The sequence below is a fragment of the Rhodobacteraceae bacterium D3-12 genome, assembly GCA_025916135.1.
In the GTDB taxonomy this organism is placed as follows: domain Bacteria; phylum Pseudomonadota; class Alphaproteobacteria; order Rhodobacterales; family Rhodobacteraceae; genus JAKGBX01.
The window spans coordinates 3,665,594-3,690,000 of record CP104793.1 but is presented as its reverse complement, the minus strand read 5'-3'; the positions used below and the strand labels follow the sequence as shown (position 1 = coordinate 3,690,000).

At 62.1% G+C, this 24,407-nt stretch carries 19 protein-coding genes, 1 tRNA gene and 2 rRNA genes (1 of these 22 cut by a window edge); 12 read left to right on the top strand and 10 right to left on the bottom strand.

Annotated features, from left to right (window positions below):
• Together N4R57_18230 and rrf are read left to right on the top strand one after the other, a co-directional pair.
• Positions 1-1,337 (top strand): 23S ribosomal RNA (locus tag N4R57_18230); it begins 2,103 nt to the left of the window's first position.
• 90 nt (positions 1,338-1,427) lie between these two features.
• A 5S ribosomal RNA gene (rrf, locus tag N4R57_18225) occupies positions 1,428-1,542 on the top strand.
• Between the two features lie 99 nt (positions 1,543-1,641).
• Here the strand turns inward: rrf and N4R57_18220 are convergent.
• A complete protein-coding gene (locus N4R57_18220; protein ID UYV36897.1) occupies positions 1,642-2,559 on the bottom strand; it encodes an AraC family transcriptional regulator in 918 nt (305 codons plus the stop codon).
• Between the two features lie 114 nt (positions 2,560-2,673).
• Between N4R57_18220 and N4R57_18215 the strand changes: the two genes are divergently transcribed.
• From N4R57_18215 to N4R57_18205, 3 genes are all read left to right on the top strand, one after another.
• The gene (locus N4R57_18215) at positions 2,674-3,147 is read left to right on the top strand and encodes a 2,4'-dihydroxyacetophenone dioxygenase family protein (protein ID UYV36896.1); all 474 of its coding nucleotides are present in this window, start codon (positions 2,674-2,676) and stop codon (positions 3,145-3,147) included.
• Between the two features lie 254 nt (positions 3,148-3,401).
• Positions 3,402-4,283: a hypothetical protein gene (locus tag N4R57_18210; GenBank protein ID UYV36895.1), complete on the top strand. Its 882-nt coding sequence runs from the start codon at positions 3,402-3,404 to the stop codon at positions 4,281-4,283.
• 152 nt (positions 4,284-4,435) lie between these two features.
• Positions 4,436-4,512, top strand: a tRNA-Met gene (locus N4R57_18205).
• Between the two features lie 146 nt (positions 4,513-4,658).
• Here the strand turns inward: N4R57_18205 and N4R57_18200 are convergent.
• The 7 genes from N4R57_18200 to N4R57_18170 form a co-directional block, all read right to left on the bottom strand.
• The gene (locus N4R57_18200; GenBank protein ID UYV36894.1) at positions 4,659-5,273 is read right to left on the bottom strand and encodes a pyridoxamine 5'-phosphate oxidase family protein; all 615 of its coding nucleotides are present in this window, start codon (positions 5,271-5,273) and stop codon (positions 4,659-4,661) included.
• A gap of 82 nt (positions 5,274-5,355) precedes the next feature.
• On the bottom strand, positions 5,356-6,945 hold the full coding sequence (locus N4R57_18195) for an ABC transporter substrate-binding protein (protein ID UYV36893.1): 1,590 nt from the start codon (positions 6,943-6,945) through the stop codon (positions 5,356-5,358).
• Between the two features lie 189 nt (positions 6,946-7,134).
• Positions 7,135-8,745 (bottom strand): ABC transporter ATP-binding protein, encoded by a 1,611-nt coding sequence (locus tag N4R57_18190; protein UYV36892.1) that lies wholly within the window; start codon positions 8,743-8,745, stop codon positions 7,135-7,137.
• Positions 8,742-9,563, bottom strand: a complete 822-nt coding sequence (locus N4R57_18185; GenBank protein ID UYV36891.1) for an ABC transporter permease — start codon at positions 9,561-9,563, stop codon at positions 8,742-8,744. Before N4R57_18185 ends, N4R57_18190 begins: the two co-directional genes overlap by 4 nt.
• On the bottom strand, positions 9,560-10,498 hold the full coding sequence (locus N4R57_18180) for an ABC transporter permease (protein ID UYV36890.1): 939 nt from the start codon (positions 10,496-10,498) through the stop codon (positions 9,560-9,562). Before N4R57_18180 ends, N4R57_18185 begins: the two co-directional genes overlap by 4 nt.
• A complete protein-coding gene (locus N4R57_18175; protein ID UYV36889.1) occupies positions 10,495-11,682 on the bottom strand; it encodes a beta-lactamase family protein in 1,188 nt (395 codons plus the stop codon). The genes N4R57_18180 and N4R57_18175 overlap by 4 nt, the downstream gene beginning before the upstream one ends.
• Before the next feature lie 3 nt (positions 11,683-11,685).
• The gene (locus N4R57_18170; protein ID UYV36888.1) at positions 11,686-12,846 is read right to left on the bottom strand and encodes a C45 family peptidase; all 1,161 of its coding nucleotides are present in this window, start codon (positions 12,844-12,846) and stop codon (positions 11,686-11,688) included.
• Between the two features lie 140 nt (positions 12,847-12,986).
• Here N4R57_18170 and N4R57_18165 point away from each other — a divergent pair, with 140 nt between their 5' ends.
• From N4R57_18165 to N4R57_18135, 7 genes are all read left to right on the top strand, one after another.
• Positions 12,987-13,766 carry a helix-turn-helix domain-containing protein gene (locus N4R57_18165; GenBank protein ID UYV36887.1) on the top strand — a complete coding sequence of 260 codons (780 nt, stop codon included), beginning with the start codon at positions 12,987-12,989 and terminating at the stop codon, positions 13,764-13,766.
• A gap of 118 nt (positions 13,767-13,884) precedes the next feature.
• Positions 13,885-15,660 carry a hypothetical protein gene (locus N4R57_18160; protein UYV36886.1) on the top strand — a complete coding sequence of 592 codons (1,776 nt, stop codon included), beginning with the start codon at positions 13,885-13,887 and terminating at the stop codon, positions 15,658-15,660.
• A gap of 95 nt (positions 15,661-15,755) precedes the next feature.
• Positions 15,756-16,736: an autotransporter outer membrane beta-barrel domain-containing protein gene (locus N4R57_18155; protein ID UYV36885.1), complete on the top strand. Its 981-nt coding sequence runs from the start codon at positions 15,756-15,758 to the stop codon at positions 16,734-16,736.
• Positions 16,737-16,739: 3 nt separating this feature from the next.
• Positions 16,740-17,804: a hypothetical protein gene (locus N4R57_18150; GenBank protein ID UYV36884.1), complete on the top strand. Its 1,065-nt coding sequence runs from the start codon at positions 16,740-16,742 to the stop codon at positions 17,802-17,804.
• Positions 17,801-19,450 carry a hypothetical protein gene (locus tag N4R57_18145; protein ID UYV36883.1) on the top strand — a complete coding sequence of 550 codons (1,650 nt, stop codon included), beginning with the start codon at positions 17,801-17,803 and terminating at the stop codon, positions 19,448-19,450. Before N4R57_18150 ends, N4R57_18145 begins: the two co-directional genes overlap by 4 nt.
• Positions 19,447-21,504, top strand: coding sequence for a DUF2298 domain-containing protein (locus N4R57_18140; protein UYV36882.1), 2,058 nt, complete (start codon positions 19,447-19,449; stop codon positions 21,502-21,504). Before N4R57_18145 ends, N4R57_18140 begins: the two co-directional genes overlap by 4 nt.
• Positions 21,505-21,692: 188 nt before the next feature.
• Entirely contained in the window at positions 21,693-22,457 is a 765-nt protein-coding gene (locus N4R57_18135) for a hypothetical protein (protein ID UYV36881.1), read from the top strand.
• 58 nt (positions 22,458-22,515) lie between these two features.
• Here N4R57_18135 and N4R57_18130 read toward each other — a convergent pair whose 3' ends face one another.
• Complete coding sequence (locus tag N4R57_18130; protein UYV36880.1) at positions 22,516-23,859, bottom strand: NAD(P)/FAD-dependent oxidoreductase; 1,344 nt, start codon at positions 23,857-23,859, stop codon at positions 22,516-22,518.
• The gene (locus N4R57_18125; protein ID UYV39615.1) at positions 23,856-24,350 is read right to left on the bottom strand and encodes a flippase-like domain-containing protein; all 495 of its coding nucleotides are present in this window, start codon (positions 24,348-24,350) and stop codon (positions 23,856-23,858) included. The genes N4R57_18130 and N4R57_18125 overlap by 4 nt, the downstream gene beginning before the upstream one ends.
• Positions 24,351-24,407: the final 57 nt, after the last annotated feature.

The following is a 24,407-nucleotide window of genomic DNA, read 5'->3' as shown; positions in this document are numbered from 1 at the left end:
GATCATGAAGGTAGTTCATCCTTATTGGATTGAATGGGCTGCTAATTGGTTCCTGGAAATAGCCCTCCTATAAGATCGTACCCTAAACCGACACAGGTGGACTGGTAGAGAATACCAAGGCGCTTGAGAGAACTATGTTGAAGGAACTCGGCAAAATACCTCCGTAAGTTCGCGAGAAGGAGGCCCAGTTTCTACGCAAGTATTGACTGGGGGCACAAACCAGGGGGTGGCGACTGTTTACTAAAAACACAGGGCTCTGCGAAGTCGCAAGACGACGTATAGGGTCTGACGCCTGCCCGGTGCCTGAAGGTTAAAAGGAGGAGTGAGAGCTCTGAATTGAAGCCCAGGTAAACGGCGGCCGTAACTATAACGGTCCTAAGGTAGCGAAATTCCTTGTCGGGTAAGTTCCGACCTGCACGAATGGCGTAACGACTTCCCCGCTGTCTCCAACATGAGACTCAGCGAAATTGAATTGCCTGTCAAGATGCAGGCTTCCCGCGGTTAGACGGAAAGACCCCGTGCACCTTTACTACAGCTTCACATTGGCATTAGGCCGAGCATGTGCAGGATAGGTGGTGGGCTTTGAAACGTGAACGCCAGTTTGCGTGGAGCCACCCTTGAGATACCACCCTTGCTCTGCTTGATGTCTAACCGCGGTCCGTTATCCGGATCCGGGACCTGTGTGGCGGGTAGTTTGACTGGGGCGGTCGCCTCCTAAAGCGTAACGGAGGCGCGCGAAGGTTGGCTCAGAGCGGTCGGAAATCGCTCGTTGAGTGCAATGGCAGAAGCCAGCCTGACTGCGAGACTGACAAGTCGAGCAGAGTCGAAAGACGGCCATAGTGATCCGGTGGTCCCGAGTGGAAGGGCCATCGCTCAACGGATAAAAGGTACGCCGGGGATAACAGGCTGATACTGCCCAAGAGTCCATATCGACGGCAGTGTTTGGCACCTCGATGTCGGCTCATCTCATCCTGGGGCTGGAGCAGGTCCCAAGGGTACGGCTGTTCGCCGTTTAAAGAGGTACGTGAGCTGGGTTTAGAACGTCGTGAGACAGTTCGGTCCCTATCTGCCGTGGGTGTAGGATACTTGAGAGGAGTTGCCCCTAGTACGAGAGGACCGGGGTGAACGATCCACTGGTGTACCAGTTGTTCCGCCAGGAGCAGTGCTGGGTAGCTATGATCGGACAGGATAACCGCTGAAGGCATCTAAGCGGGAAGCCCCCCTCAAAACAAGGTATCCCTGAGGACCGAGGTAGACCACCTCGTCAATAGGCCAGAGATGTAAGCGTGGTAACACGTTCAGTTGACTGGTACTAATCGTCCGATAGGCTTGATTTGATCCAGTAGAAGCCAGATTTCTGCTAGATAAATCAAAAGCATACACTTCAAACAGTCGTATGAGACTTGGAATTCAAAGGATTTTTTCGGTTTGGTGGTCATAGCGCAAGCAAAACACCCAGCCCCATCCCGAACCTGGCCGTTAAGTGCTGTAGCGCCGATGGTACTGCGTCTTAAGACGTGGGAGAGTAGGTCACCGCCAAACCTAAAAAGTCCTTTGAACGGAGCTTGCCGGCTCCGATTGGTATCTCTCTGTCGATGATTTAGCCAAAATTCAGCGGTAAGTGACACGATTCGGCGTGTTTTATTGCGTTTCGCCTCTGGCATTGCCGCGCAGACCCTTGCGCAGCGCATTTGGCGCCACTCCGTGACACCGCCGGAACGCGCGAGAGAAATGGCTGCTGTCATTATAGCCCAAAGAATGCGCGATTTCGGTGATGGAAAGCTGTGTTTTGCTGATGCGATCGCGGGCGCGCGTCATGCGTTCGACCTCAATCGCCTGCATCGGCGTGAAGCCGGTGGAATTTCGGAACGCGCGACAGAAATGTGAGCGGCTCAACCCCGCGACTGTTGCGAGCATATCGAGCGTTATGCGTTGATCCAACGTCTCGTGAATGAAATCGAACACGCGTTTTTGAACGAAAGCGGTCAGCACCTCGTTGCTTTGCACCGGTTTCGCCATCCAAAGCGCCGCCAGATCCGAGATCAAGCACCCGGCCAGCGCGTCGATCGACATTTGATGTGTCTCTCGCGGCCTCGCCATTTGTTCAACCAAGCGGCTTGTCGTTGCGATGATCGAAGATTTCCGCGTTGTTCCTGTCATGAAACTGGTGAGGGTCGGGACATCGACGTGCAGCCCATAGGCGTCGAAACTGTCCTGAAGCACTTTGAGCGGCAGATAGACGTGCAAAAGTTGGAACGGGCCGGAGGTGATCGCGCGTGGACCGGTGTTCGACGAGACGATCATCCAGGTTTGCGGCGCGAGATCGCCAGAAAAAATCCGCGACCCGTCGAGCCGTAGGTCAGGACAGGCGACGCGCGACTGATGATGCGACAGGATCAGCACATCTGGCGGCAAATTCTGCACCAATTCGCGCTCGTCATTCTGCCCATGCGCCCATTGAACGCCGCACACGCCGTTTTGCGCCGAAAATTCGCCGAGCGCATTTATTTGCCAGCTCTCGCGCATGCGCCCGACAAGTTCGGGTGTCGGCTCTGTCATTGGTGGCTCCTCCTGTCAAAGATCGTAGCAATTTTGTCCAAATCGGGCAAATGCGTCCGCGCAAGGCGGCAAATCTACAGGCAGGCTCTGACCAGTCTATTGGAGGAGCCAGACATGAGCGATCAAACAGCCAATACCGCCGCGGCGATTGCGGTGACCAAACACGCGAAACCATCCTTTCTTGACCCCGAGAGCCTGCCGTGGACGCCGTGGGTTTTGCCGGGGACGCACTATAAACTGATGACGGTTGATGTGCGGTCGGGCGGGTTTACCTTGTTTCTCAAGGTTGACCCGGGCAACGAAGCGCCGCCGCACGGCCATATCGGCGCGGTTGAGGGCGTGATCCTTAAGGGTGGATTTGCCTATGACGATGATGCGGGCAAAAAGGGTGACTATATTTGCGAACATGGCGGAGCGATTCATCAGCCGGTGTCGCCCGATGGGTGCATCATGTTTGCTGTGCTGCACGGGCCGTTGCTCGGGTTTGAGGAGGATGGATCAATCGCCGGGGTGATCGACGCCAAGGCGATGTATGAAATGGCAAGCGCCGCAGGTGTTGCCGATCATATCGACGCGAATTTCGAGTAACGCATTGAAAAAATATGTATTAATTGGAAAACCGGCCCTTGGATGATGGGGCCGGCTTCATCGCGTTTTGCTCCGACCCGCAGGCGGCAGTGGGCGCGTTCTTGTCCCCTCAACCCGCTGTGGCGGGACGCAATGCTGAGTCTTGCTGGTAACACTGACCTGCGGAGCGGGATCGGAGCGTTGACGCTGGCCGCTGAACAAGAGAGTTTTGCGAAAAAGCCGAGAGAAAGCTCAAGGCGGGCAGGATAGAAGACATGAGCATTGCCGTCGTAACGATGGTGTGGAACGACAACTGGTTTTTGCGCCGATGGATGTCGTATTACGCGCCGCTTGTGGGGGAGCGGAACCTCTATGTGGTGAGCCACGGGCGGGACGATAGCCTGCGCGAGATCGTGGGCAATGCGAACCTGATCGAAATGCCGCGCGACCCCAATGACCTCAACTTCGACACTCGACGCTGGGGGTTTTTGTCGTCCTATACCTCGGCTTTGACGCGCTATCATGACGCGGTGATCTGTCTTGATGTTGACGAGCTACTGATCCCGGTAAACGAGGGCGACAGCCTTGTAAGTGTGATCGAGCGGTTTGATTGCGATGCGCCGCGTGCGGTGCCGGGGTTTGAGCTTTTCCCACAGAAAAGCGACGCGGCAAACGTCGATCGCGCGGAGCGGATTGCGCCGCTTATGGCCGGTGCGATGTTCAATCCGTTTTACAGCAAGTCGGGCATCGCCATGCGCCCGGTCGAGTTTTTCCCTGGCGCGCACGGGATGATGGACGAACCCGCAAAATACTGCGGTGATCTGGCGCTTTTGCATCTGCGCTTTGCCAATCTGGAAGAGCTTCGGCGGCGCAATGCCGCGCGGATGGATATCTCTGACGGGGCGATTCCCGATGAGCAGAGCTTTCGCGAAGAGGGCAAACCGTTCGCCACATGGCGCAAGGCCGACAAGGTCACGCGGCAGGCGTTTCGCGGTTTCCGCCTTGCGCGGGAGGTCGAGTGGGGCGAGATGCTGAGCACCGTTGCTGTCGAGCTGGAACGGCTCAGGGTGCGGCGCGGGCGCGTCCATAAGTTTCTGACCAAACGGTATGAGCCGCTCCGCGCGAGCCTGCCGCCGTGGTTCGCTGACCAGTTCTAACGCTCGCATCAAATTCGAAATAATTCCAGTGCGTTACCCTAACGATGGGCTGTTGCCGCAGGGGAGCCGGGGCGGGGCGCGAAAAAAGTGAAGTCTTTATGACAGCCCCCCTTGCGGCTCCGCTGGGCTTGGGGTAACACAACCGAACTTGGCGCGGGGTGGAGCAGCCCGGTAGCTCGTCAGGCTCATAACCTGAAGGTCGCAGGTTCAAATCCTGCCCCCGCAACCAAATATCCAAACAATCGCCGACATGAAAAAGCGCCCCGAATTGGGGCGGCTTGATCATGGCGGTTGTTGTGTTTTTAGCATGCAATTCTGCGGTGTGCGGCGTTGGCGCGTGGTGAAATAACCTGCGCGCAGACCTGCTGTGCCCGCTTACCAGAGCCTGTCGCGATAGGCTTGTTCGAGGGTCTGGTCGATCGATTCGGCGGCTTCATGAGAGGCGACCTGATCGTGGAGAATTTCACCGAGCGTGGGCATCTCGCCCCGGTCGGGCCAGCTTGTCGGGTGCCAGAGTTTCGAGCGGATAAACGCCTTGGCGCAATGCATGTAAACCTCGTGGACCTTCACCACCATAACCGCGCGCGCGGGGCGGCCGTTCATTCCCAGCTCTTCGCAAAGCTCGGGGTCAGCGGTAAGCTTGGCGGTGCCGTTTATGCGCAAAGTCTCGTCCATGCCGGGGATCATGAACAGCATCCCGACGGCCGGATTGGCGAGCAGGTTCTGCCAACTGTCGAGACGATTGTTGCCGGGCCGGTCGGGCAGGGCCAGCGTGTGCTTGTCAAGCATACGCACAAAGCCGGGGGCGTCGCCCTTTGGGGTGACATCCCCATTCCCGTCGAGGTCCTGTGACGCGATCAACGCAAAAGGCGAGAGCGACAAAAAACGCGCGCTATGCGCGTCGATATAGTTCAGCTGTTTCTTGACCGCCCTCTCTCCCGGCTCACCATAAATCTGGCGCAATTCTTCAATGGTTTCGATGAATTTCATGGTGTCCTCGTCAGTTATTACTTTGGCGGGCAATGCGAGGGCGGGGGCGCCGTGTGTCGCGCCCCCGCCCATGTTATTGGCGTTATTCGGTCTTCCAGACCCCCCAAGCGCGGGGCTGTCCGAGCGACCAGGCGCTATAGCCTTTGACCTTGGGCGACACGATTTCGATCACCGGCGCATAGTAGAGCGGCAGGATCGGAACCTGATCGGCCATCATTTTCTGAAGCTCGGCCAGCATCTTGGCGCGTGCGTCGGCGTCAGGCTCGGCGGCGATCTTGTCATAGAGCGCGCTGGCGGCGTCATCGTCCCATTGGGCGGTCGGGTAGAGTTCCTTGTCGCCCATCAGCATGCCGTAAATAACCACTGGATGGGTCCGCTGCGAATAGCCAAATGATGAAATCTGGAACTTGCCCGAGAAGAAGTTATCAAGCTGGGCTGCCCAGTCGAGCACCTCGATCTTGGCATTGATCCCTGCCGCTGAAAGCATGGCTTGCAACAAAACGGCGTTGTCATACATGCCGACATAGTGCTTGTTCGCTTCGATGGTGATCTCTTCGCCATTATAGCCAGCCTCGGCCAAGAGGGCACGAGATTTCTCTAGATCGTAGGCAGGCCAGACCTTGAACGCATCACCATAAATTGCCGAAGACAGCGGCACGCCCGATGGGTTCGGCTGGGTCAAACCGGCGGTCTTGATCTCGGTTAGTTGTTCAAGATCAATGGCATGGGCGATTGCGCGGCGCAGCCGGACATCGGACAAAAGCGGGTCTTGGGTTTGAAGCAGAACCGCCGTCAACGACAGGCCCGGCGCCGAAAGCACGGTGCCGCCTTTGGCTTTGACGTCCTCGATCCGGTCGGGCTGAAGCTGGGACACGACATCAAGCTGGCCTGCGAAAAGCGCCGTTTCGGCGGCGTTCGCATCGGGGACCACGACGAAGTGCACCTCGTCGACATAGGCCGTCCGGTTGCCGGCATAGCCGCTCGCAGGGGCGTCGACCGGGCTATACTCTGCGAATTTCTCAAGCGCGAGATACTGCTCTTTCTTCCATTCTTTGAGCTTGAACGGCCCGGAACCGATGGCGCTGCCTTCGATCCATTTACCGTCTTTGTCTACGTTATTGGGCGAGATCGCCATGATATGGCAAATCTGATCCGCGAGCCGCACCAGAAAGAGCGGGTTTGGCGCGTCCAGTTCAAACACAAGCGTTTGATCATCGGGCGCCGTGACGGCGTTCACCTTGAGGCTGCCTGAACCGTCAAAAACCGGCGCACAGAGCCAAGGCGTGCCGGTGCGCTCGCCGCTGGTTTGATACCGCTCCCAGAGCCAGACAAAATCGGCGGCCTTGACCGGCGAGCCGTCGTGATAGGTTGCGCCCTCACGCAGGGTGAAGGTCCAGGTCTTGCCGTCGTCCGTCATCTCCCAGCTTTTGGCCATGACCGGCCCGACCGTAAGGTCGGCGCGATAGGCCACCAGCGGGTCATAAAGGTGGTTCAGCACCGTGTCGGTGTTTGCGTCCTGCCGCGAGCCATCAAGGCTTCGCAGGTCAGAGGTGCGGGCCAGTTTCAGCGTGCCACCCATCACAGGGTCGTCGGCTTTTGCCGGGCCGGCCATGGGCATGGCGAGGGTTCCAGCCAGCGCGGTTGCCAGCCCTAACGTCATCAATTTATTCATTGTTTCGCTCCTTGTTGAATGTCGTTTTGGTGTTTGGGTCCGGTCTTCTTGCAGTCGCCGGATCATGCAGTTTCCATATCGGCCTCCTGTTGCGGGTGTCGGGTCGCAACGCGCGCGACATGCATCGGGGCGCGGCGGTGGAGGGTGCGGGCGGAGGAGTGGGCGGAGGGCGCAAACATCGGCTTTTCCTCACGCGTTTGGGGGCGGAGCATCAGAGAAACTGCGCCCAAGCAACATCGCCGCGTCCAGCAGGCGTTTGGTGTAATCGGCCTGTGGGCGGTCAAAAATCTCGTCACGGCTGCCGGTTTCGACGATGCGCCCCGCCTCGATCACGGCGACACGGTCGGCGACCTGTTCGACCGCGCCCAGATCATGGCTGACGAACAGACAGCCAAAACCGTGGCGGTCCTGAAGGGTGCGGATCAGGGCGAGAATTTGCTTTTGCACTGTCATGTCGAGCGCCGAGACAGGCTCGTCCGCAACAACAAAAGCGGGGTTGCGCACGATCGCGCGGGCGATGGCGACGCGCTGTCGCTGACCGCCCGAAAGCTGGTGAGGGAAGCGGCGCAGGAAGTCATCCGAGAGGCCAACCTCTTGGAGCACATCGCCCACCCGCGCGTGCCGTTTGGCCGCGGTCGAGCCCGCGTCAAGCCGCAGCGGTTCTTCGATGATGGCGTCCACCCGCTGGCGCGGATCAAGCGAGGAATAGGGGTCTTGAAAGATGATCTGCACATCCTTGCGCGTGGCCGCGAGATGATGGCTCATCGCGTTGCCGCGCAGCCGGATTTCGCCGGTTGTGGGCGTCTCCAGCCCGACAATGGCCCGGCCAATCGTTGTCTTCCCCGAGCCGGACGCCCCAACAAGCGCCAGCGTTTCACCCGCGCCAATCGTCAGGTCAACGCCATGCACCACCTCTTTGAGACCGGTGCGGCCAAGCAATCCGGCACGTTCGGGATAGGCGATCCGCACGTCGCGCAATTCGACCAGCGGGTCAAGCGGGGCGTCGCTGCGCCCGCCGCCCGACGACCGGCGCGGCAAGGCATCGACCAGCTTTTGGGTATAGGGATGCGCGGGATTTGCCAGCGCATCGCCGGTGTTTCCCCGCTCGACCGCTTCGCCATCCTTGAGCACCACGACCTTTTGGCAATAATGCGACACCATGCCAAGGTCGTGTGATATCAACAGGATAGCCGTGCCGTTTTCGCGGGCAAGCTCGGTCATCAGGTTCAGCACATCATGCTGTGCCAACGTGTCGAGCGCGGTTGTTGGTTCATCCGCGATCAACAGATCGGGCCGGGTCAGCATGACCGAAGCGATCATGATGCGCTGGCGCATCCCGCCGGAAAATTCATGCGGATAGGCAGTGAGGCAGCCCTCGGGGTTCGGAATGCAGATCCGCTCAAGCATGTCGATGATCCGGCGTCGGCACTCGGCGCGTGACAGACCAAGGTGCAGGCGCACGGCCTCTTCCATCTGGCGGCCAATGGTGAGCGCTGGGTTCAGCGAGGTCATCGGCTCTTGGAACACCATGCCGATGCGGGCGCCGCGAAACCGCGCCAGCTTGCGCGGCGTAAGGCGGGCAAGGTCGGTCCCGTCGAACAGGATCTCGCCGCCGGAAATCTGCATCGGTTGCGGCATCAGCCCAAGGATCGAGCGCGCCGCCATGGTCTTGCCCGAGCCGCTCTCTCCGACCAGCGCCATCATCCGGCCCGCTTCGAGATCAAAGCTGAGATCGCGCACCACCTCCGGGCCGGTGATTCCGGCGCGCACCGACAGGTTTTTGACAGACAAAAGGCTCATCGTTGCATCCTTGGATCGGTCATGTCGCGCAGGGCGTCGCCCAGAAGGTTCACCCCCAAAAGGGTGATCGAGATACAGACGCCGGGCAGCACGATCAGCCATGGCGCCTGTTGGATAAACGGGCGAGCTGCGGCCAGCATATTGCCCCAGCTCGGCTCGGGTGGCGGCACCCCAAGGCCCAGAAAGCTGAGCGCGCTTTCCGCCAGAATGACCCAGCCGAACATCGACGTGGCCAGAACCGTGAGCGGCCCGATGCAATTGGGCAGCACATGCCGCCACATGGTGGTGATCTCGGAATTGCCCATGACCTGACTGGCTTCGACGAATTCACGTTCGCGGGTCGACATCACGGCCGCCCGTGTCACCCTGAGCACGGCCGGCGCAAAGGCAAAGCCAAGCGCCAGCACCATTGCCGTGACCGACGCCCCGGCAACGGCCATGATCCCAAGCGCCAGCAACAGCCCCGGAAAGGCCAGCGCCGCATCGTTGAAAACCGAGATGATCCGGTCGCTCCAGCCGCGAAAATACCCGGCGACAATGCCAAGGCTTACGCCGATCAAAAGCGCCAGCGTGACGGTCAGAAGGGCGACCGTGATCGACACCCGCGCGCCAAGGATAAGACGGCTCAGAAGGTCGCGGCCAAATTCATCGGCCCCCAGAAGATGCGCCCCGCCCGGCGGCGCAAGCCGCGCCCGTAAGTCCAGCGCAACCGGGTCGTAAGGCGCAAGCCACGGCCCGCCAATTGCAACAACAGCCAGCACGGCGACAACGACAAGTCCGGCCCAGCCGGCAAACCCTATTGGTGGCCTCTGCATCATCGCGCCACCTTTGGATCGAACAGCGGATAGAACATATCGACCACCAGATTAACCAACACGTAAATCGCCGAGATCAGCAGGATACAGCCCTGCACCACCGGGTAGTCGCGCGCATAGATGCCCTGCACCAACAGCCGCCCCAGACCCGGGATCGTGAACACGGTTTCAACCACCGCAATTCCGCCCAGCAATGTCCCAAGGATCAGCCCGATCAGCGTCCATGTCGGCGCAAAGGCATTGGGAAAGGCGTGACGAAACATCACCACCGGCTCGCTCAGCCCCTTGGCGCGGGCGTGGGTGATATATTCCTGCCGCAGCACGTCGATTGTGCTGGCGCGGGTCATGCGCACAAGCGCGCCCATCTCGATCAGGAAAAGCGTCAGCACCGGCATGGCGACGGCCACGATAAGCGGCGTTCCCGTGCTCATCGCGACGGTTCCAAGCACCGGCAACCAGCCAAGGTTAAGCCCGAAGGTCAGCAAGATCATCAGCCCCAGCCAGAACGAGGGGAGCGATAGGAAAAATGTCGAGAACGCAACCGCTCCGAAATCCCAGAGGGTGCCTTGTCGCCACGCCGCCAACATGCCCAGAGGCACGGCAAACAGCGTCGCGATACCAACCGCCAAAAGCACGATAACCGCCGAAAGCCGGAACCGTTCCAGCATCAGCGGCAGCACCTCGTCTCCGGTCGAGATAGAGCGACCGAAATCGCCGCTCAGGATGTCACCGATCCAGACGACGTATTGCACTGGCAATGACCGGTCGAGCCCCATGCTGGATTTCAGGCGGGCGACCATTTCGGGCGTCGCAAGATCGCCCAGCATGGCCGACGCCGGATCGCCCGGTATCGCGCGCATCATCAGAAAAACGGCAACCGACACCAGAAACAGGGTCGGCACCGCCATCGCGGCGCGGTTGATCAGAAAGCGGATCATGGCGCGCCCAAAGCCCGGCCAAGCGCCTGAAAGGCGGCGATACTATCCAGCGCGCCGTCCATGTCGAGCGGGGTTGGCCATGTCGAGAGCTTGACCGCCGCAAGCTCGGCTTCGGGGTCGACATAGATGAACTGTCCGTAGATGCCGCGACACATGATCGTGCCGCGTTCCGGGTCGACCTGCCAGAATTTGTTGTGATACCCGCCGCCGGGCATGACCTCGGCATAGATCCCCTCGAACCGCCCGCCTTTGCCAAACCGGGTTTCTTCGATCCAGCTTGTCGGCACCACCTGCTGATCGCCCACACGGCCACCATCGCAAAGAAGCTGCGCATAGCGGCCAAAATCGCGCAAAGTGGCGTTAAAGCCGCCATCGGCCAGAGCAAAACCGCCAAGATCGACCGTATAGGCGGCGTCTTCTTCGGCGCCGATCCGCTGCCACAGCGTGTTTGAGACGATTTCGGCCAGCGGGAGGTTCATGACCCGCTCGACAACAAAGCCGAGCACATCGGTCTCGATCGAGCGATACAGGAACTGATCACCGTGCGGGCGCTCTTGTTCGGTCAGTTCAAGCACCAATTGCCAGATCGTCTCGGGCCAGCCCGGCGCGTCACCGCGCCCGCCCCAAGCACAGGCATTGCCCAGCTTTTGCATATGCGAGCCGGGCACCTCATAGCTTTCATCAAAGGTGACGCCGGTGGTCATATCCAACAGATGCTGCACCGTTGCCGCGCGATAGGCGGTTTCGCCCAGTTCGGGCAAATAGTGCGGCAACTGTGCCGTCGGGTCGATTTTGCCGTCGGCGATCAGGATGCCAACCACCGTGCCGAGAATGGATTTCGCCATCGACATCGACAGGTGCAGCCGCTCGGGTGTCATCCCGTTCAGGTAGCGCTCTTCCAGCACCTTGCCCTGATGCAGCACCAGCCAGCCATCGGTCCAGCTTTGATCGAGGAATTGGTTGATCGTCAGGGTGCGCCCACGGCTTTCAAAGCTGAGACCGCCCAGATCGCGCGGCGCTTGGTCAAAGTGGCGCAGGCCGCCATGTCCTCGGCGCACGCCCGCTGTCGGGGTCATTTCGCGCATATGCTGGAACGACCAGCGGTTATAGGGCGCCATATGCCAATGGGGCGGAAGGATCTCGCCACCGGGATTGGAAGGGTCGCGCCATTTCGGGGTCGTCATTACTCAAGCCTCCACAGGGTCGCGGCGCGCCGTTGCGCCGCTCAGGTCAAATCGTTGGAATGCACCCTGACAGGGCGGGCCATCTGTCGCCCAAAGCACCCGGTTGGTCAGGTCGATTGCAACGCTGGTCACCGTTGCGTTGCGCTTGGCCGCAGGCAGCGCCGGATCGGGGTGCAGACAAACCGACGAGGGATAGGAAAAATGATCCGACATCGTCTTGTGAACCACCTCCAGATCAATATTTCCGTGTGCCGCCCCGAGGTGACGTCTGACGCGTTTGGCCCGGAACAGGGACGAGGGGGTGATCCGCTCGAATTCCGAACGCAGCGAGGTTTCGACTTCCAGATGGTTGGCATGGCTGATCACCCCGTTATCGGGGTAGAGATACGCGCAGCGGTCCTGTGTTGCTTCGATATTGATGATCTCGCCGTCGCCATGGCCGATCATAAAGTTCGATGAACACAGGCGATCGGTCTGAACCACCGGGCGGATCGCCTCGGAAAAGCGCCAAGCGTCAAGGATTTCGGCACAGCGCACATGCAGCGGTTTGCGCAGCTGTTCACCGCCCTCGCTCTCGCTCACAAGTCCGGCGATACACAGGCCGATTCCGGCGGCGTTCACCCCCATTTTACAGCCCACAATACCGGCTTCGGTAAAGCCGATGTAATCGGGGCGGCCAGTGCCGGGGGTGGCGTTGCGCGTGACCCGTTTGATGACAACCTGCCCCAACAGCTTTTCAAGCCAATCCCAGTTCTGGCCAATCATGCAGGCCCCGCTTTTGGTTGTCTCGGGCATGGCCCCCCAAAGGGTGCAGCCTTCTTGTTCGGGGAAATCGGCGGTGCCGTTCATCGCCGCCGCCTCGCGGGAATAGAGGCTATAGGTGATCTCATACCGCGCGTTCAGCACCGCCAGTTCCGTATCTGACAGGCCGGCACCACGCGCGATTCCGGCCATTTCGGCGAAATAATGCGGGTTGTCCTTGGCGATGTAAGCGGCCCAGCGTTCGGCCTCGGCCAGAACGGTCTGGCGATCCGATCCACCCAGAGCAAAGCGGGCGAAATAGGTTTCAAGGTTGTTGCGGACAGCCGCAGCAAGCGCGCGCCCCTGCATCAGCCCGGCCTCTGTCGGATCATCCCCCAGATCGAGGAAAGGTAGGTCGCTCATGGGGTAAGGTGTTGAATTGTCCGCGTCGTTTTGTATTGTATTGCAATGCAAGTGCATCGAAATATAATTGATACCTACAAAGATGACAGCGCCCGCGTCAAGTGATCTATGCTGACGGCCACCAGTTGAGAGGACAGATGATGAAAAAGCAGACGCCCGAAGTGGACCCGCGGCTTATGGTGCAAAGCGTTGCGCGTGCCATGCGGGTGCAGGAAGCTGTCGGGCAGGCCACGCGCCCGCTGTCCCTTGCCGAGATCGCCCGCGCCGCCGAAATTGACCGCAGCGCGGCACAGCGATTCGCCTATACGCTTGAGGCGCTGGGCTATCTTGAGCGCGGCGAGAGCGGTCAGGGCTATCGGCCCGGCCTGAAGGCCCTTGATCGCAGTTTTGAGTATTTGCGCGCCCACCCTTTGGTCGAGCGCGCCACCCCTGCGTTGATTGAACTGCGCAAAGAAACCAGAGAACGCGTGGATTTGAGCCTGTTTGACGGAGCAAGCATCGTCTATGCGATCCGCCTTCAGAGCAAACGCGAAACCTTTTACGCCACGCTTGTGGGGCGGCGCATTCCGACATTCTGCACGGCGGGTGGGCGGGCGATGTTGGCATTGCTCGACGATAGCGAGATCGAAGACATTCTCGACCGTTCGGACCTGTCCCGGCTTACGCCCAAGACAATCACCGACCGGGGCGAGATCATGGACAAGATCAAACAGGCCCGCAGCGATGGCTATGCGCTTGCGCTCGAAGAAGGGCAGATGGGCGAGATCGTGATCGGCACCGCAATTCGCGGCGCTCAGGGGCGGCCCCTTGCGGCGATTCACATCGCCGGGTCGTTGTCGGAGTGGCAAGAGCGCGATTTCCGCGACCGCTGTGCGCCGCTCGCCATGGAAGCCGCAGCGGCGCTGCATATTGAAGCCTGAGTTTCACGCCCGAGGTTCACGCCGGGGCTGAGCACCCAACCGGGCATTTGCCAGCGGTGCTTGCCGTGGCGGGGGCGGTCTGGTTTCATGGCCCTGTCTTTGGATCGGGTCGCAGCACATGGGGTTTCATTTCGACAAGTCACCGGTTGCAACCGGGCTGGCCTTGTTTGCCTTGCTGTGCGGTGCCGCATGGGTGCGCTTGAACGGGATCGCTTGGGACGGGTTTTCTGGATACCACCCGGACGAGCGCCATATGATGTTCCTGAGCATGGCGATGTTCGAAGCGCTGCGCGATCCGGCCCATAGCGCGCTTACGCTGGGCGATTGGTGGCTGTCGGAGGCATCACCGCTTAACCCCCATGCGGGCAGCAGTTTTCTGGTCTATGGCGAAGCGCCGCTCTTGATTGCTGTGGCGATCGGCTGGTTCAGCGGCACGACAGATTGGTTCGCCTTTCTGGCGCTGGCCCGCAGCATCGCGGCATGGGTCGATGTGGCCGCGATTTTGGCGGTTTTCCTTGGCGGGCGGGCGTTGGCGGGGAACCGGGCGGGATTGATCGTGGCGCTGCTGTTTGCGGTGATGCCAACGGTGCTGCAACTGGCCAATTTTCATACGGTCGATGTTTGGCTAGGGGCGGCGGTGGCATGGGCGCTGGTGCCGATGCTGGCGCTTGCGACGGGGTCGCGCGCGCGCAAGGGGTGGGGCGGCGGTATGGCGGTTGCCATGACTGGCGCGGCTGCCGGGGCGTTTGGCGGCTTGGCCGTGGCGTGCAAGGTCACCGGCGTGTTGCTTGTTCCGGCGGGGATCGTGGCGCTTCTGCTTGGCTGGCGGCGCGGCGGATTGAGCGGTTGGCAGGCCATGCTCGCCGGAGGGTGCGCGCTGGTCTTTGCGATGGTGGTGTTCAGGCTCGCGAACCCGTTTGCCTTTGCCGGAACCGGGGTCTGGGCAACCGGTCTCTCGCCGCATTGGCTGGGCGATTTTCGCGAACTTGCGGGGTTTACTGCCTCGCCTGATTTCCCGCCGAACTGGCAATGGATCGCGGGCTATGGGCCGCTACGGCTGCTGCGCGATGTGGTGATGTTCGGGGCCGGGCCGGTGGCGTCGGGGCTGTTTGTCTGGCTGCTTTGGCACCATCCGCGCAGATGGGGCGCAGTGCTTGTGCCGCTGATCGCGCTGGCGGCGTTTCTGGTCCTCACGGCGGTCAGTCAGGTCAGCGCGCTGCGGTATGTCGCGCCGGGGTTGGGGGCGATGGCAATGGCGCTGGCTCCGGCGGTTGCGTGGCTGGGCACGCGCGCCGCATTTGCCACGGTTCTGATGGCGCTGTGGTGGGGCGGCGGCGCGATCCGGCTGCATGATGGGCAACACCCGCGCATCGCCGCCGCGCATTGGCTGTGGACCCTGCCACGCGGCACACGGCTCACCAACGAGAGCGCATGGGACGAAGGGCTGCCCGGCATTGTGCGGCTGACACCCCAAGACGGGTTCCGCTGGCCCGAGCATGACGGCTGGTTTGTCTTTCACTCATTGGCGATCGAGCAACCGGACAGCGCCGAAAAAGCCGCGAAGCTTGCCAATACGCTGGCGCAGACCGACTTTCTTATCCTGTCGTCGGACCGTCAGTCCGGTGTCATGCCGCGCCTTCCGGAAAGATTTGCGATGACAGCGGCGCATTACGCCGCGCTGGAGAGCGGCGCGGCCTGTTTCACCCAAGTGCTAGAGATCGACCGCGGCTATCCCCTGCCGGGTTTGCGCCTTGGCGATGGCTGGGCGCAGGAACCTTGGCGGGTTTATGACCACCCCAGAGTGCGCATTTTTCGCCGCGACGCCTGCTTTGACGAAACCGCCTATGCCGCGCGATTGCGTCGCGCTTTGACAGGGGCGCAGAGCGGTCAATGACGCGTGGCGTGGTGGTGAATGGTCTAAAAATATTGAAGAAATCGGGTTACGTGGTATCGTCTATCCAGATTTAACGGTGTTGCCGGAGCTTTTTGATGACCAAATTCCTTGTTCGCCTTCGCGGAGTCCTTCTCGCGCTTGTGGTCTGTGCCGGTGTTCCACAGATGGCTGCGGCCTATAATGTGCCCGGATCAGCAAGCGCCAATGTGCCCGAGATAACAGAGGTTGCCACCGGCATCGTCATGCGGTCGCTGAAACAGAACGTACATGCTCTGCGCCAGCAATCGAACGGCCCGATTGTGGCGACACAAGGCACGCTTGGGTTTGGCACCGGGCAGGTGCCGCTGGCTTTCTCGCTTGATCACCGGACCTTCGACAGCAGCACGCTGGATGGGCGGTTTGATGTGGCGACGCTGTTTATCGGCGGGCGCACGGATGGGGGCATGACCTTGTTCGGCGGGCTTGTTGGCGAATTTGGCGACCTGCGCACGCCGCTGGATGCCGGGCGGATTGAACACAGCGGTTTCGGGCTTGTTGCCGGGGTCGATTATGCCGTGTCTGATGCGGTCTTTCTGACCGCGATACTGGGCGGCATGGCGCTGGATTATGACGTGTCGCGCGGCAGCGGCGCATTCACCGGCAGTTTCGGTGCGAAACGCCAGTTTATCGACCTTTCGGCGGATTACCTGACGCGGGGAATCGGCGGCAGCGATATGAAGCTGGGCTTTGGGCTGCTCTATATCCACCAACGCAACGATGGCTATATCGAGAGCGGCGGCGCGACGGTGGCCCCCTTTACCTTTGACCATCTCGCGGCGACGCTTGCGATGCGCAACACTTGGGGGCACGACGGGGGTATGCGGCCCTATGTCGATCTATCAGCACAGATTCGCATCGCCGGAGACGACGGCGCCAGCGCAGCAGTGCCGGTCCATGCCGACCGTCAGGCGCGCCTCATGATCGGGGTCGAGCGCAACGCGGGGCGGTCATTCTTTGATGTCGGGCTTGGTGCGAATTTCGTCAACGACAGCTATTCCGGTCTTGATGCGCGCTTGAATTATAGCTTCCGGTTCTGACCCTTGCGCCGTGCCTTTGGCCTGCCATGGTGGCAGATAGCGGGCGCGCTTGTTGTCGTCGGCTTGGGCTTTGCTCTGGAAATGAGCGCCGCCGGACAGGCCGTGGGCGACGGGGTTGCGCTTGGCATCGCGGTTCTTGCTGATCCGATCCTGTCCATTGTCGGGCTCGACCTTGTGCGCAGCGGGGTCGAGCTGCGCTCGCTGGCCGGTGGCTGGGCGGTGCGCGTCAGCGAAGTCTGCGACGGAATGGGGCTGGTCGTGGCGCTTGTGGGGGCGGTCGTGGTCCTTGCTCAGGGCCAAGAACGCGCCTTGGTTTGGGGGGCAAAGCGGCTGGCAATCGGGATCGCGGCGATACAGGCGTTCAACCTCTTGCGGGTTGTGCTTTTGGCTGGCGTGCTTGATCGCGGCGGCGCGGGGTTTGGCGTTTTGCATGACTGGGTGTTTCCGCTGCTGTCGCTCTGTGTGATCGCGGCGGCGTTGGTTACAAACAGCAAGGAAAACGCCGGGATCATGCCCAGAACGCTTGCGGTGTTTGTAGCCATCGCCGTGGTGCTTAGCGTGCTCTGGGCGCCGCTGGCCGCAACCGTTTCGGCGTGGCTCGTCCCGTTGGCGAACGCCGCTCTGTCGGCTGTTGCGCCCTTGGGCGTGGGCGAGATCGCACCGTCCCAAGCCGCCCCGAACACATGGTCGGTCGGCACGTTTTTCGTCGCCGGGACCGAGCCTTTGCGCCTGTTTCGCGCCCCGCTCACACCGTTTCATTTCACCGTGGCGTTGCCCGCGATTGTCGCCGCGTCGCTGGTTGCGCGGCGGGTTGTATGGCTGGTGATTGGCGTGCCGATGATGCTTGTCGCGCTTTGCGTGGCGGCCTGTGTGGCGGCGCTGGGACTGGCGGCGGCAAAAGCGCCGATCACGGTGGTGTTGCCCGACGCCAGCGGCGCGTTTTACATCGCTGACTACACCCGGTCCGAGCCGCTTTTGGCAAGCTTGCGGTTGGTGCAAAACACTCTGGTGCATACGCTGTTGCTGGTGTTCCCGGTGCTGGCCCTTGCGGGGCTTCGCCGGCAATGACGCTGACACAAGCACAGTATCGCAGCGGGCTTGTCGCGCTGATCCTTTGCGGCGCTGCGCTGCGTCTTTTCGGGCTGAACTGGGATCAGGGGCGCGGCTTGCACCCTGATGAGGGCAACCTTGTGCGTGCCGCTCTGACGCTGGGCGTGGACGGGCGGCTGATCCCTGAGTTTCACGCCTATAACGATCTTGCGCTGTGGCTGCCCCGGATCGTGTCGCGCCCGTTTTGCAACACGGGAGATGCGGCGTGTTTGACCATTGCGGCGCGGTTCCTGTCGGCCGTGATGGCGGTGGCGGCGATCCCGCTGGCGGCGGCTTTGGCGCGCCGACTTGCCGGTGACGTCTCGGCGCGCGCGGCGGGGCTTGCCGGGGCGGCGCTGTTTGCCGGGGCGGCGCCGCTTGTCCAATGGGCGCATTTTGGCACGACGGAAAGCGCGCTGATCCTCGTGGTGCTCGTGCTTTGGCTGTTGGCCGTTCGATGGCTGGACGCCGAGATCGGCACCCGCGAAATGGCGCTATGTTCGGGGGCGGTTATCGGGCTTGGCTTCGGGCTCAAAACCGCGGCGCTGAGCGGGGCGTTTATCCCGCTGGCGGCGTTTGTGATGGCGGGCAAGCCGGATGCGGCACGCGTGCGCGCATTGGGGCTGGGGGCCGGTGTGGCGGTGGGTGTGGGGCTTGCCTGTGCGCCGTCCGTCTGGGCCGCAACCCGCGAATGGCTGGACGTGATGGCGTTTGAATCCGATGTGGTCACGGGCCGCTTGCCGGTGCATTGGACCGAACAGTTTCACGCCGCCGTTCCGGGGCTGTTTGAGCTGCGCCAGCTTTGGTCGGCAAGCACGGGCGCGGGCCTTTTGCTGGCGGTGCTCGGCGTGGTCCTTTTGCCACGTGACCGGCGCAGGCTGGCCGCTCCGGCCCTTGTTTTTGCGCTGATCTACGGGGTGATCATTGTCGGCTGGCAGGCCCGGTTCTTTCGCTATCTGGCGCCGCTGTTTCCGGTCCTGCTTGTCCTTGCGGCGGTTGCGGTGGGGCGGTTGGCACAGCCGCTGCGCAGCCGCTTTGCGCTTGCTCTGGCTCTGGCCGGGGGTGGGGCGATGATGATGGCGGGCATGGACCAAGCGGCGATTTACCTGCGCACCGATCCGCGCATTGCCGCCGAGACGGTGTTGAGCGCGCGCGCCAGCCCGCAGGACGCGGTTGCGATTGAACCCCATGACCTTGCCCAGACCGGCAAACAGCCGCGCCTTTACCTGCCGCTAAGCGAGCGTGATGTGACGCCGGAGGCGCTGGCTGAGGTCTTGTCGCAGGTCGAATGGGTGATGATTGCAAGCCGACGCAACTGGGCCGTGCGCCCGCAGTATCCGCAAAGCCCAAGGGTGCTCTGCGGGTATTACGCCGCTTTGGCGTCCGGGGATTTGGGCTTTGTGCGTGTCGCTGCCTTTGATCGGCGCGGCCCGTTCGGCAGGCTCTTTGCTCCCACCCTCGCGGCAGAAGAGACGCGCCGCGTTTTCGACCGGCCAGAGGTGTATTTACTGCAAAATCAGGCCCGGCTTGGCGCAAAAGAGTTGGCACAGCGCATATCCGCCGCCTCCGATCCTGCCGCCTGTCACGCCGAGGCGCTTGCGGCGGGCTGGAGGCGCGTCCCATGATCGGAAGCCTGCCTCCCTCGGAACTGGCGCTATTGCTGCGCGGTTGTGTCGTGCTGGCGCTCGGCGCATGGGCGGTGCGGCCTTTGGCGCTGCGCCTTGTGCCGGGGGGCGCGGGGTGGTGCGTTGCCATTCTGTTGGCTTGGGTGGTGATCGGATGGGTGCCATGGGCCGTGGCCGCGCTTGGCCTGATCCCGTTCAAATCGGCGGCATTCAGCGGGGTGGCGGCGTTGCTGATCCTGCGCGGGGTTGCGGGCGTGGGTGCGGCAGGGGCACGCGGACCCGAAGCGGACACTTCAGCAGCCTACGAAGCGCTCAAACCCGCGCTTTGGACCTTTGGCGCCTTTGCCGTGTTGGTTTGGTTCGGCCTCGCCCAGCGGTTGGGCCACGCGGAGCTTTCGGGTCTGGAGAAATTCACCGACATGGGCCTGTTGGCGGCCTCGATGCGCAGCGACTGGATGCCACCACAGGACGCATGGTTCGCCGGGGCCACGATCAATTATTACTATGTCGGACAGGCCATGGTCGCCTCTTGGGCCCATATCGCCGGAGCCAGCGCCGCAGAGGCCTATCAGATCGCTATGGCGATTCTCTTTGCGCTTACCGGGTTGGGCGCGTGGCGGTTGACCGTTGCGCTGGGGGCGGGGTTCGGAGCGCGCATCGCGCAGGTGCTGGGGGCTGCCGCCGCCTGTGTCACGCTCTATGGCGGCAATTTTCACAGCGTTCTCTATACGTTGTTCCGCGGCGTTGTTCCGACAACGAAAGAGATGTTCTATTTCCCCGATTCAACCCGGTTCATCGGCTTTGACCCCGCCACTGCCGACAAGGCATTTACCGAATTCCCGGCCTATGCGTTCGCCGTTGGCGATCTGCATGCACATGTGATCGCAACGCCGGTTTTCCTGCTTGGCTTGCTGCTTGTGCTGGCGATCTTGCGGCGCGGTATGGGCGGTATGCGCGGCATGGGCGGGCAGGAGCCAGCGCAGGGGCCAGACCCGGTGCAGGCGGCGGCGCTCGGCTGGCTCTTGGGGCTGCTGGTGGGGGTGAACGCATGGGATGTCGCGGTGCTCGGGGTGATCGCCTTGATCGTCGCGCTGGTGCTGGCGGTGCAAAAGACCGAGGCGGGTCTTGATCGGTTGGGCGCGGCGATGGTGCTGGCGCTTGGGGTGGGGGCCCTCTGTGCGGCACCGTTCCTTGGGGCGTTCACGCCATTTGCCAACGGGGTAGAGGCCGCACCGGCGCGCACGCCCCTGTGGCAACTGGCGGTCGTTTATGGCCATGTGCTGCCTGCGGCGTTGTTGTTGCTGATCGCGTTGCGGTGGGGGGGCGTGCGGGCGCGGGCGCAATTGCCGACCGCGTTGATCCTTGCCGCCGCGCTTTTGCTGATTGCGATCCCCGAAACGCTCATCGTGCGTGACATCTATGGACTTGATTACGCGCGGGCCAATTCGATGTTCAAGCTGAGCTTTCGGGCGCAGTCACTGTTGGTGGTTGGCGGGTTTGCCGCGCTGATCCCGGCGGTGGCGCGTGGCGGTGGCTGGTTGATTGCGGCGCTGCTGGCGGCGGTGCCGATGGTGGCCACGCTCAGCTATGCGCCGCATATCTTCCGCGCGCCCTCGACGATCCGCCAGCTGGACGGCTTGGCGTTTCTTGGCGCAGAGCGTGGCTTGGTCACAGCGGCGGGTCGGCTCTCGCTTGCGCCGGGCGAGGCGATCATCGAAGCCTCGGGCGCGGCGTTTGGCGAAACCGCGCGGGTCTCGGCGATGACGGGCCTTCCCACGGTGATCGGCTGGGCCGGGCACGAATGGCTCTGGCGCGGCGACGGAGCGGCGGCCAACGGGCGCGCCGCCCTTGTGCGCCGGTTCTATGAAACGCGCCAATCCGGCGTGCGCTGTGACATCATCCGCCGCTTTCAAATCCGCTATGTCATTCTGGGCGAGGTTGAGAAACGGAGCTATCCGACGCTTGATCTTGCCGGATTAGAGGGGCTGGGTCCCAAGGTCTATGACGGCGCGGGCGGGGCGATTGTTCAGGTTGCGCAAGGGCGCTGCCGCTAACCATATCGGCGGGCAAAATGTTGCGCCAGAACAGGTGCCCGAACAGGTGCCGGAATAGGGGCCGGAATAGGGGCTGGTGCAGGCCGGGTGCGCTGCGATGCGGCGCGGCCTTGCCAGATGGGCGCATAGCACGGTATTCTGTAGCAAGATTGGTTGAACTTATTTGAGGCCTGCTCGAGATGCATAGCATGAAAACCCTTCGTTTTGCGATTGTTGGCATCGCCTTTGCCGTAACATCACAGCAGGTTTCTGCGCAGGATGATGGCGGGCCGGTCGTGACAGGCGTGTTCCCAACCCCAACGACAACCCCGGCGCCTTCGGTCTTCCCAACGGCAACCCCGGCCCCGTCGGTCTTTCCGACGGCGACACCGGCGCCTTCAATCTTCCCAACGGCGACCCCGGTCCCGACGGCAGTCCCAACCGCCACGCCAGTGCCAACAGCGGTTCCCACCGCGACGCCCGTTCCGACCGCCGTGCCAACGGCAACACCGGTCCCGACGGCAGTCCCAACCGCCACGCCTGTGCCGACAGCAGTTCCCACTGCGACGCCCGTTCCGACCGCCGTGCCAACGGCAACACCGGTCCCGACGGCAGTTCCAACCGCCACGCCTGTGCCAACAGCGGTTCCCACTGCGACGCCCGTTCCGACCGCCGTGCCAACCGCGACCCCGGTTCCGACAGCAGTTCCAACCGCCACACCTGTGCCGACAGCGGTTCCCACTGCGACACCTGTTCCGACCGCCGTGCCAACGGCGGTCTTGGAGCCGACAGCCGCCCCCACCACGACGCCAGAACCGACATCCGCACCGACTTCCGCACCGACAGCGACGCCTGTCAATGTGCCGATCGTTCCGGGGGCTGGCGGGCCGGGCGGCGGAGCGCCTTGGCTGCTGGTTGCCGCCCTTCTTGCGCTGGGTTTGTTGCTGGTCTGGGCGCGTCGGGCGCGGGACTGATAGGCTCTATTGCCCGCTGATGCCTGCCGCTGATGCCTGCCGAAGGTGCCTGCCGAATTTATTGAGTGTCGAGCAAACGCGCCGCAAGCGCGCGCCCAGCGCGAACAGCGTAATTCGTGCCGCGGTCTTCGGGGTAAATCTGTGCCATTGAACACAGAAAAAGACCGGGCGCTGGCCCGTCTTGCGGTGGGATCATCGCGGAGTAATGCCGCTCGACCACCGGCTGTGCCCAGCGGGCACGCCAGACATGGTGGCGCTTGATCCAATCTGGCGAAAACGCCGGAAACATCCGCTTGAGATGGGGCACGGCAAAGTCGCGCACCGCGTCATCAGAGAGCGCATAAAGCGGGTCCTGCGCATCAAGATAGCGCGACAGATAGACGATATGACGCCCGCCATACTGTGCGGTGCTTTGAAAATTGGTGTGCTCGATCACGCCGACAAACGGAAACTCAGGGTCGTTCACGTTCAGCCAATAGGTCTCGCCAAGCGACCGGTCGAGCTCTAGCACAAGGCAAAGGTTGGCCAGATAGTCGATACGCCGCAGACCTGCCAAGGTGTCCTGCGTGGCCCAATGGGCGATCATATCCGCCAGCAAAGCAGGCGCAGGCGTGGCGATCACCGCGTCGGCCTGCTCTGGTGTTGTGCCCGCTTGGTCATGCCCGCCCTGAACGGTTTCGATCTGCCACCTGTCGCCGGGCAAAGGGGTCAATCGGCGCACCGGCGTAGACAGGTGCAGCGTGCCGCCATGGGCGCGGATGTCGTCGGCCATCGCTTCGCTTACCCGCGCGAATGAGCCGCGCATATAGCCCAGATGCTCGGCCCCGCCCTTGCCCCGCGATCCGCCGCGTAGCTTGAGCTTGTTCCACATCCAGACCGCCGAAATGCGGCTTGCATAGGCGCCGAACTTGCCCTCAAGCAGCGGTTGCCACATGACGCGATACACCCGATCGCCGCCAAGGTCGCGCAACCACTCTTCGGCGCTCAGCCCCTCAAGCGCGCGCCAGTCGCGCACGCGCCGCGCCTTGAGCGCCAACCACCCCAGCCGCAGCCGGTCGGGAAACGACAAAGCAGGAAAGCGCAACAGATCCAGCGGCGTGGACAGGCGAAAGGTCTGATTGGCGAACCACACACCGGTCAGGCTCGGCTCCATGCTGACCGCATCGCCAAGGCCCAGCTCGTCAATAAGCGCCATGATGTCGCGATCCGAGGTGAACCAATGGTGATAGAACCGATCAAGCCTGTCGCTCTCGCCATGGGGGGTGAACGCGCCGGCAAGGCCGCCGACAAAAGGATCGGCCTCATAGACGGTAACGCGATTGCCTGCGCGGGCAAGGTCACGCGCCGCCGCCAGCCCGGTGAACCCGGCGCCGATGATCGCGATATGCTTGGGCTGGTTCATGTCGGCCCCGCTGTGGAGCGTTTGCCGCGCCGCACCGACCACAGCATCAGGCACAGACCGCCCGTTACGGTGGTGCAAAGCCACAACATGGCGTGGGTGATCAGAACAAAGGCGGTCGCAGGGGCAAGCGGGTTGCCCGCTGCGCGCATCGCGGCTTGGGTGAAATAGTCGAAGGTGCCGACATGTCCGGGGCTTGACGGTAGCAGCGTCGACAACGTGCCCACCGGCATGGCAAGCCACGCCCCCAACGGGGCCGTGAGCGACGGCAAACCTTGGGCAATCGCCCAGTAACACGCGCCTTCAAAGGCCCAGACCGGCAGCGACCAAACCACCAGAGCGGGCATGATATGACGCCCCGACAGATCGTTCAGCGTGTCGCGCAGGGGGTGGTGAATTGCGCAACCCGCGCCCGCGCGCCCGGCCCGATCAGCGCGGCACCGCGCTCCAACGCGGACAACGCCAGCCCAAGCAAGCGTGGTTGCAACAACAATACAAGACAGCCCGCCCCGGCAAGCGCAAGCACGATCCCCCCCGACCGCGCCAACCCC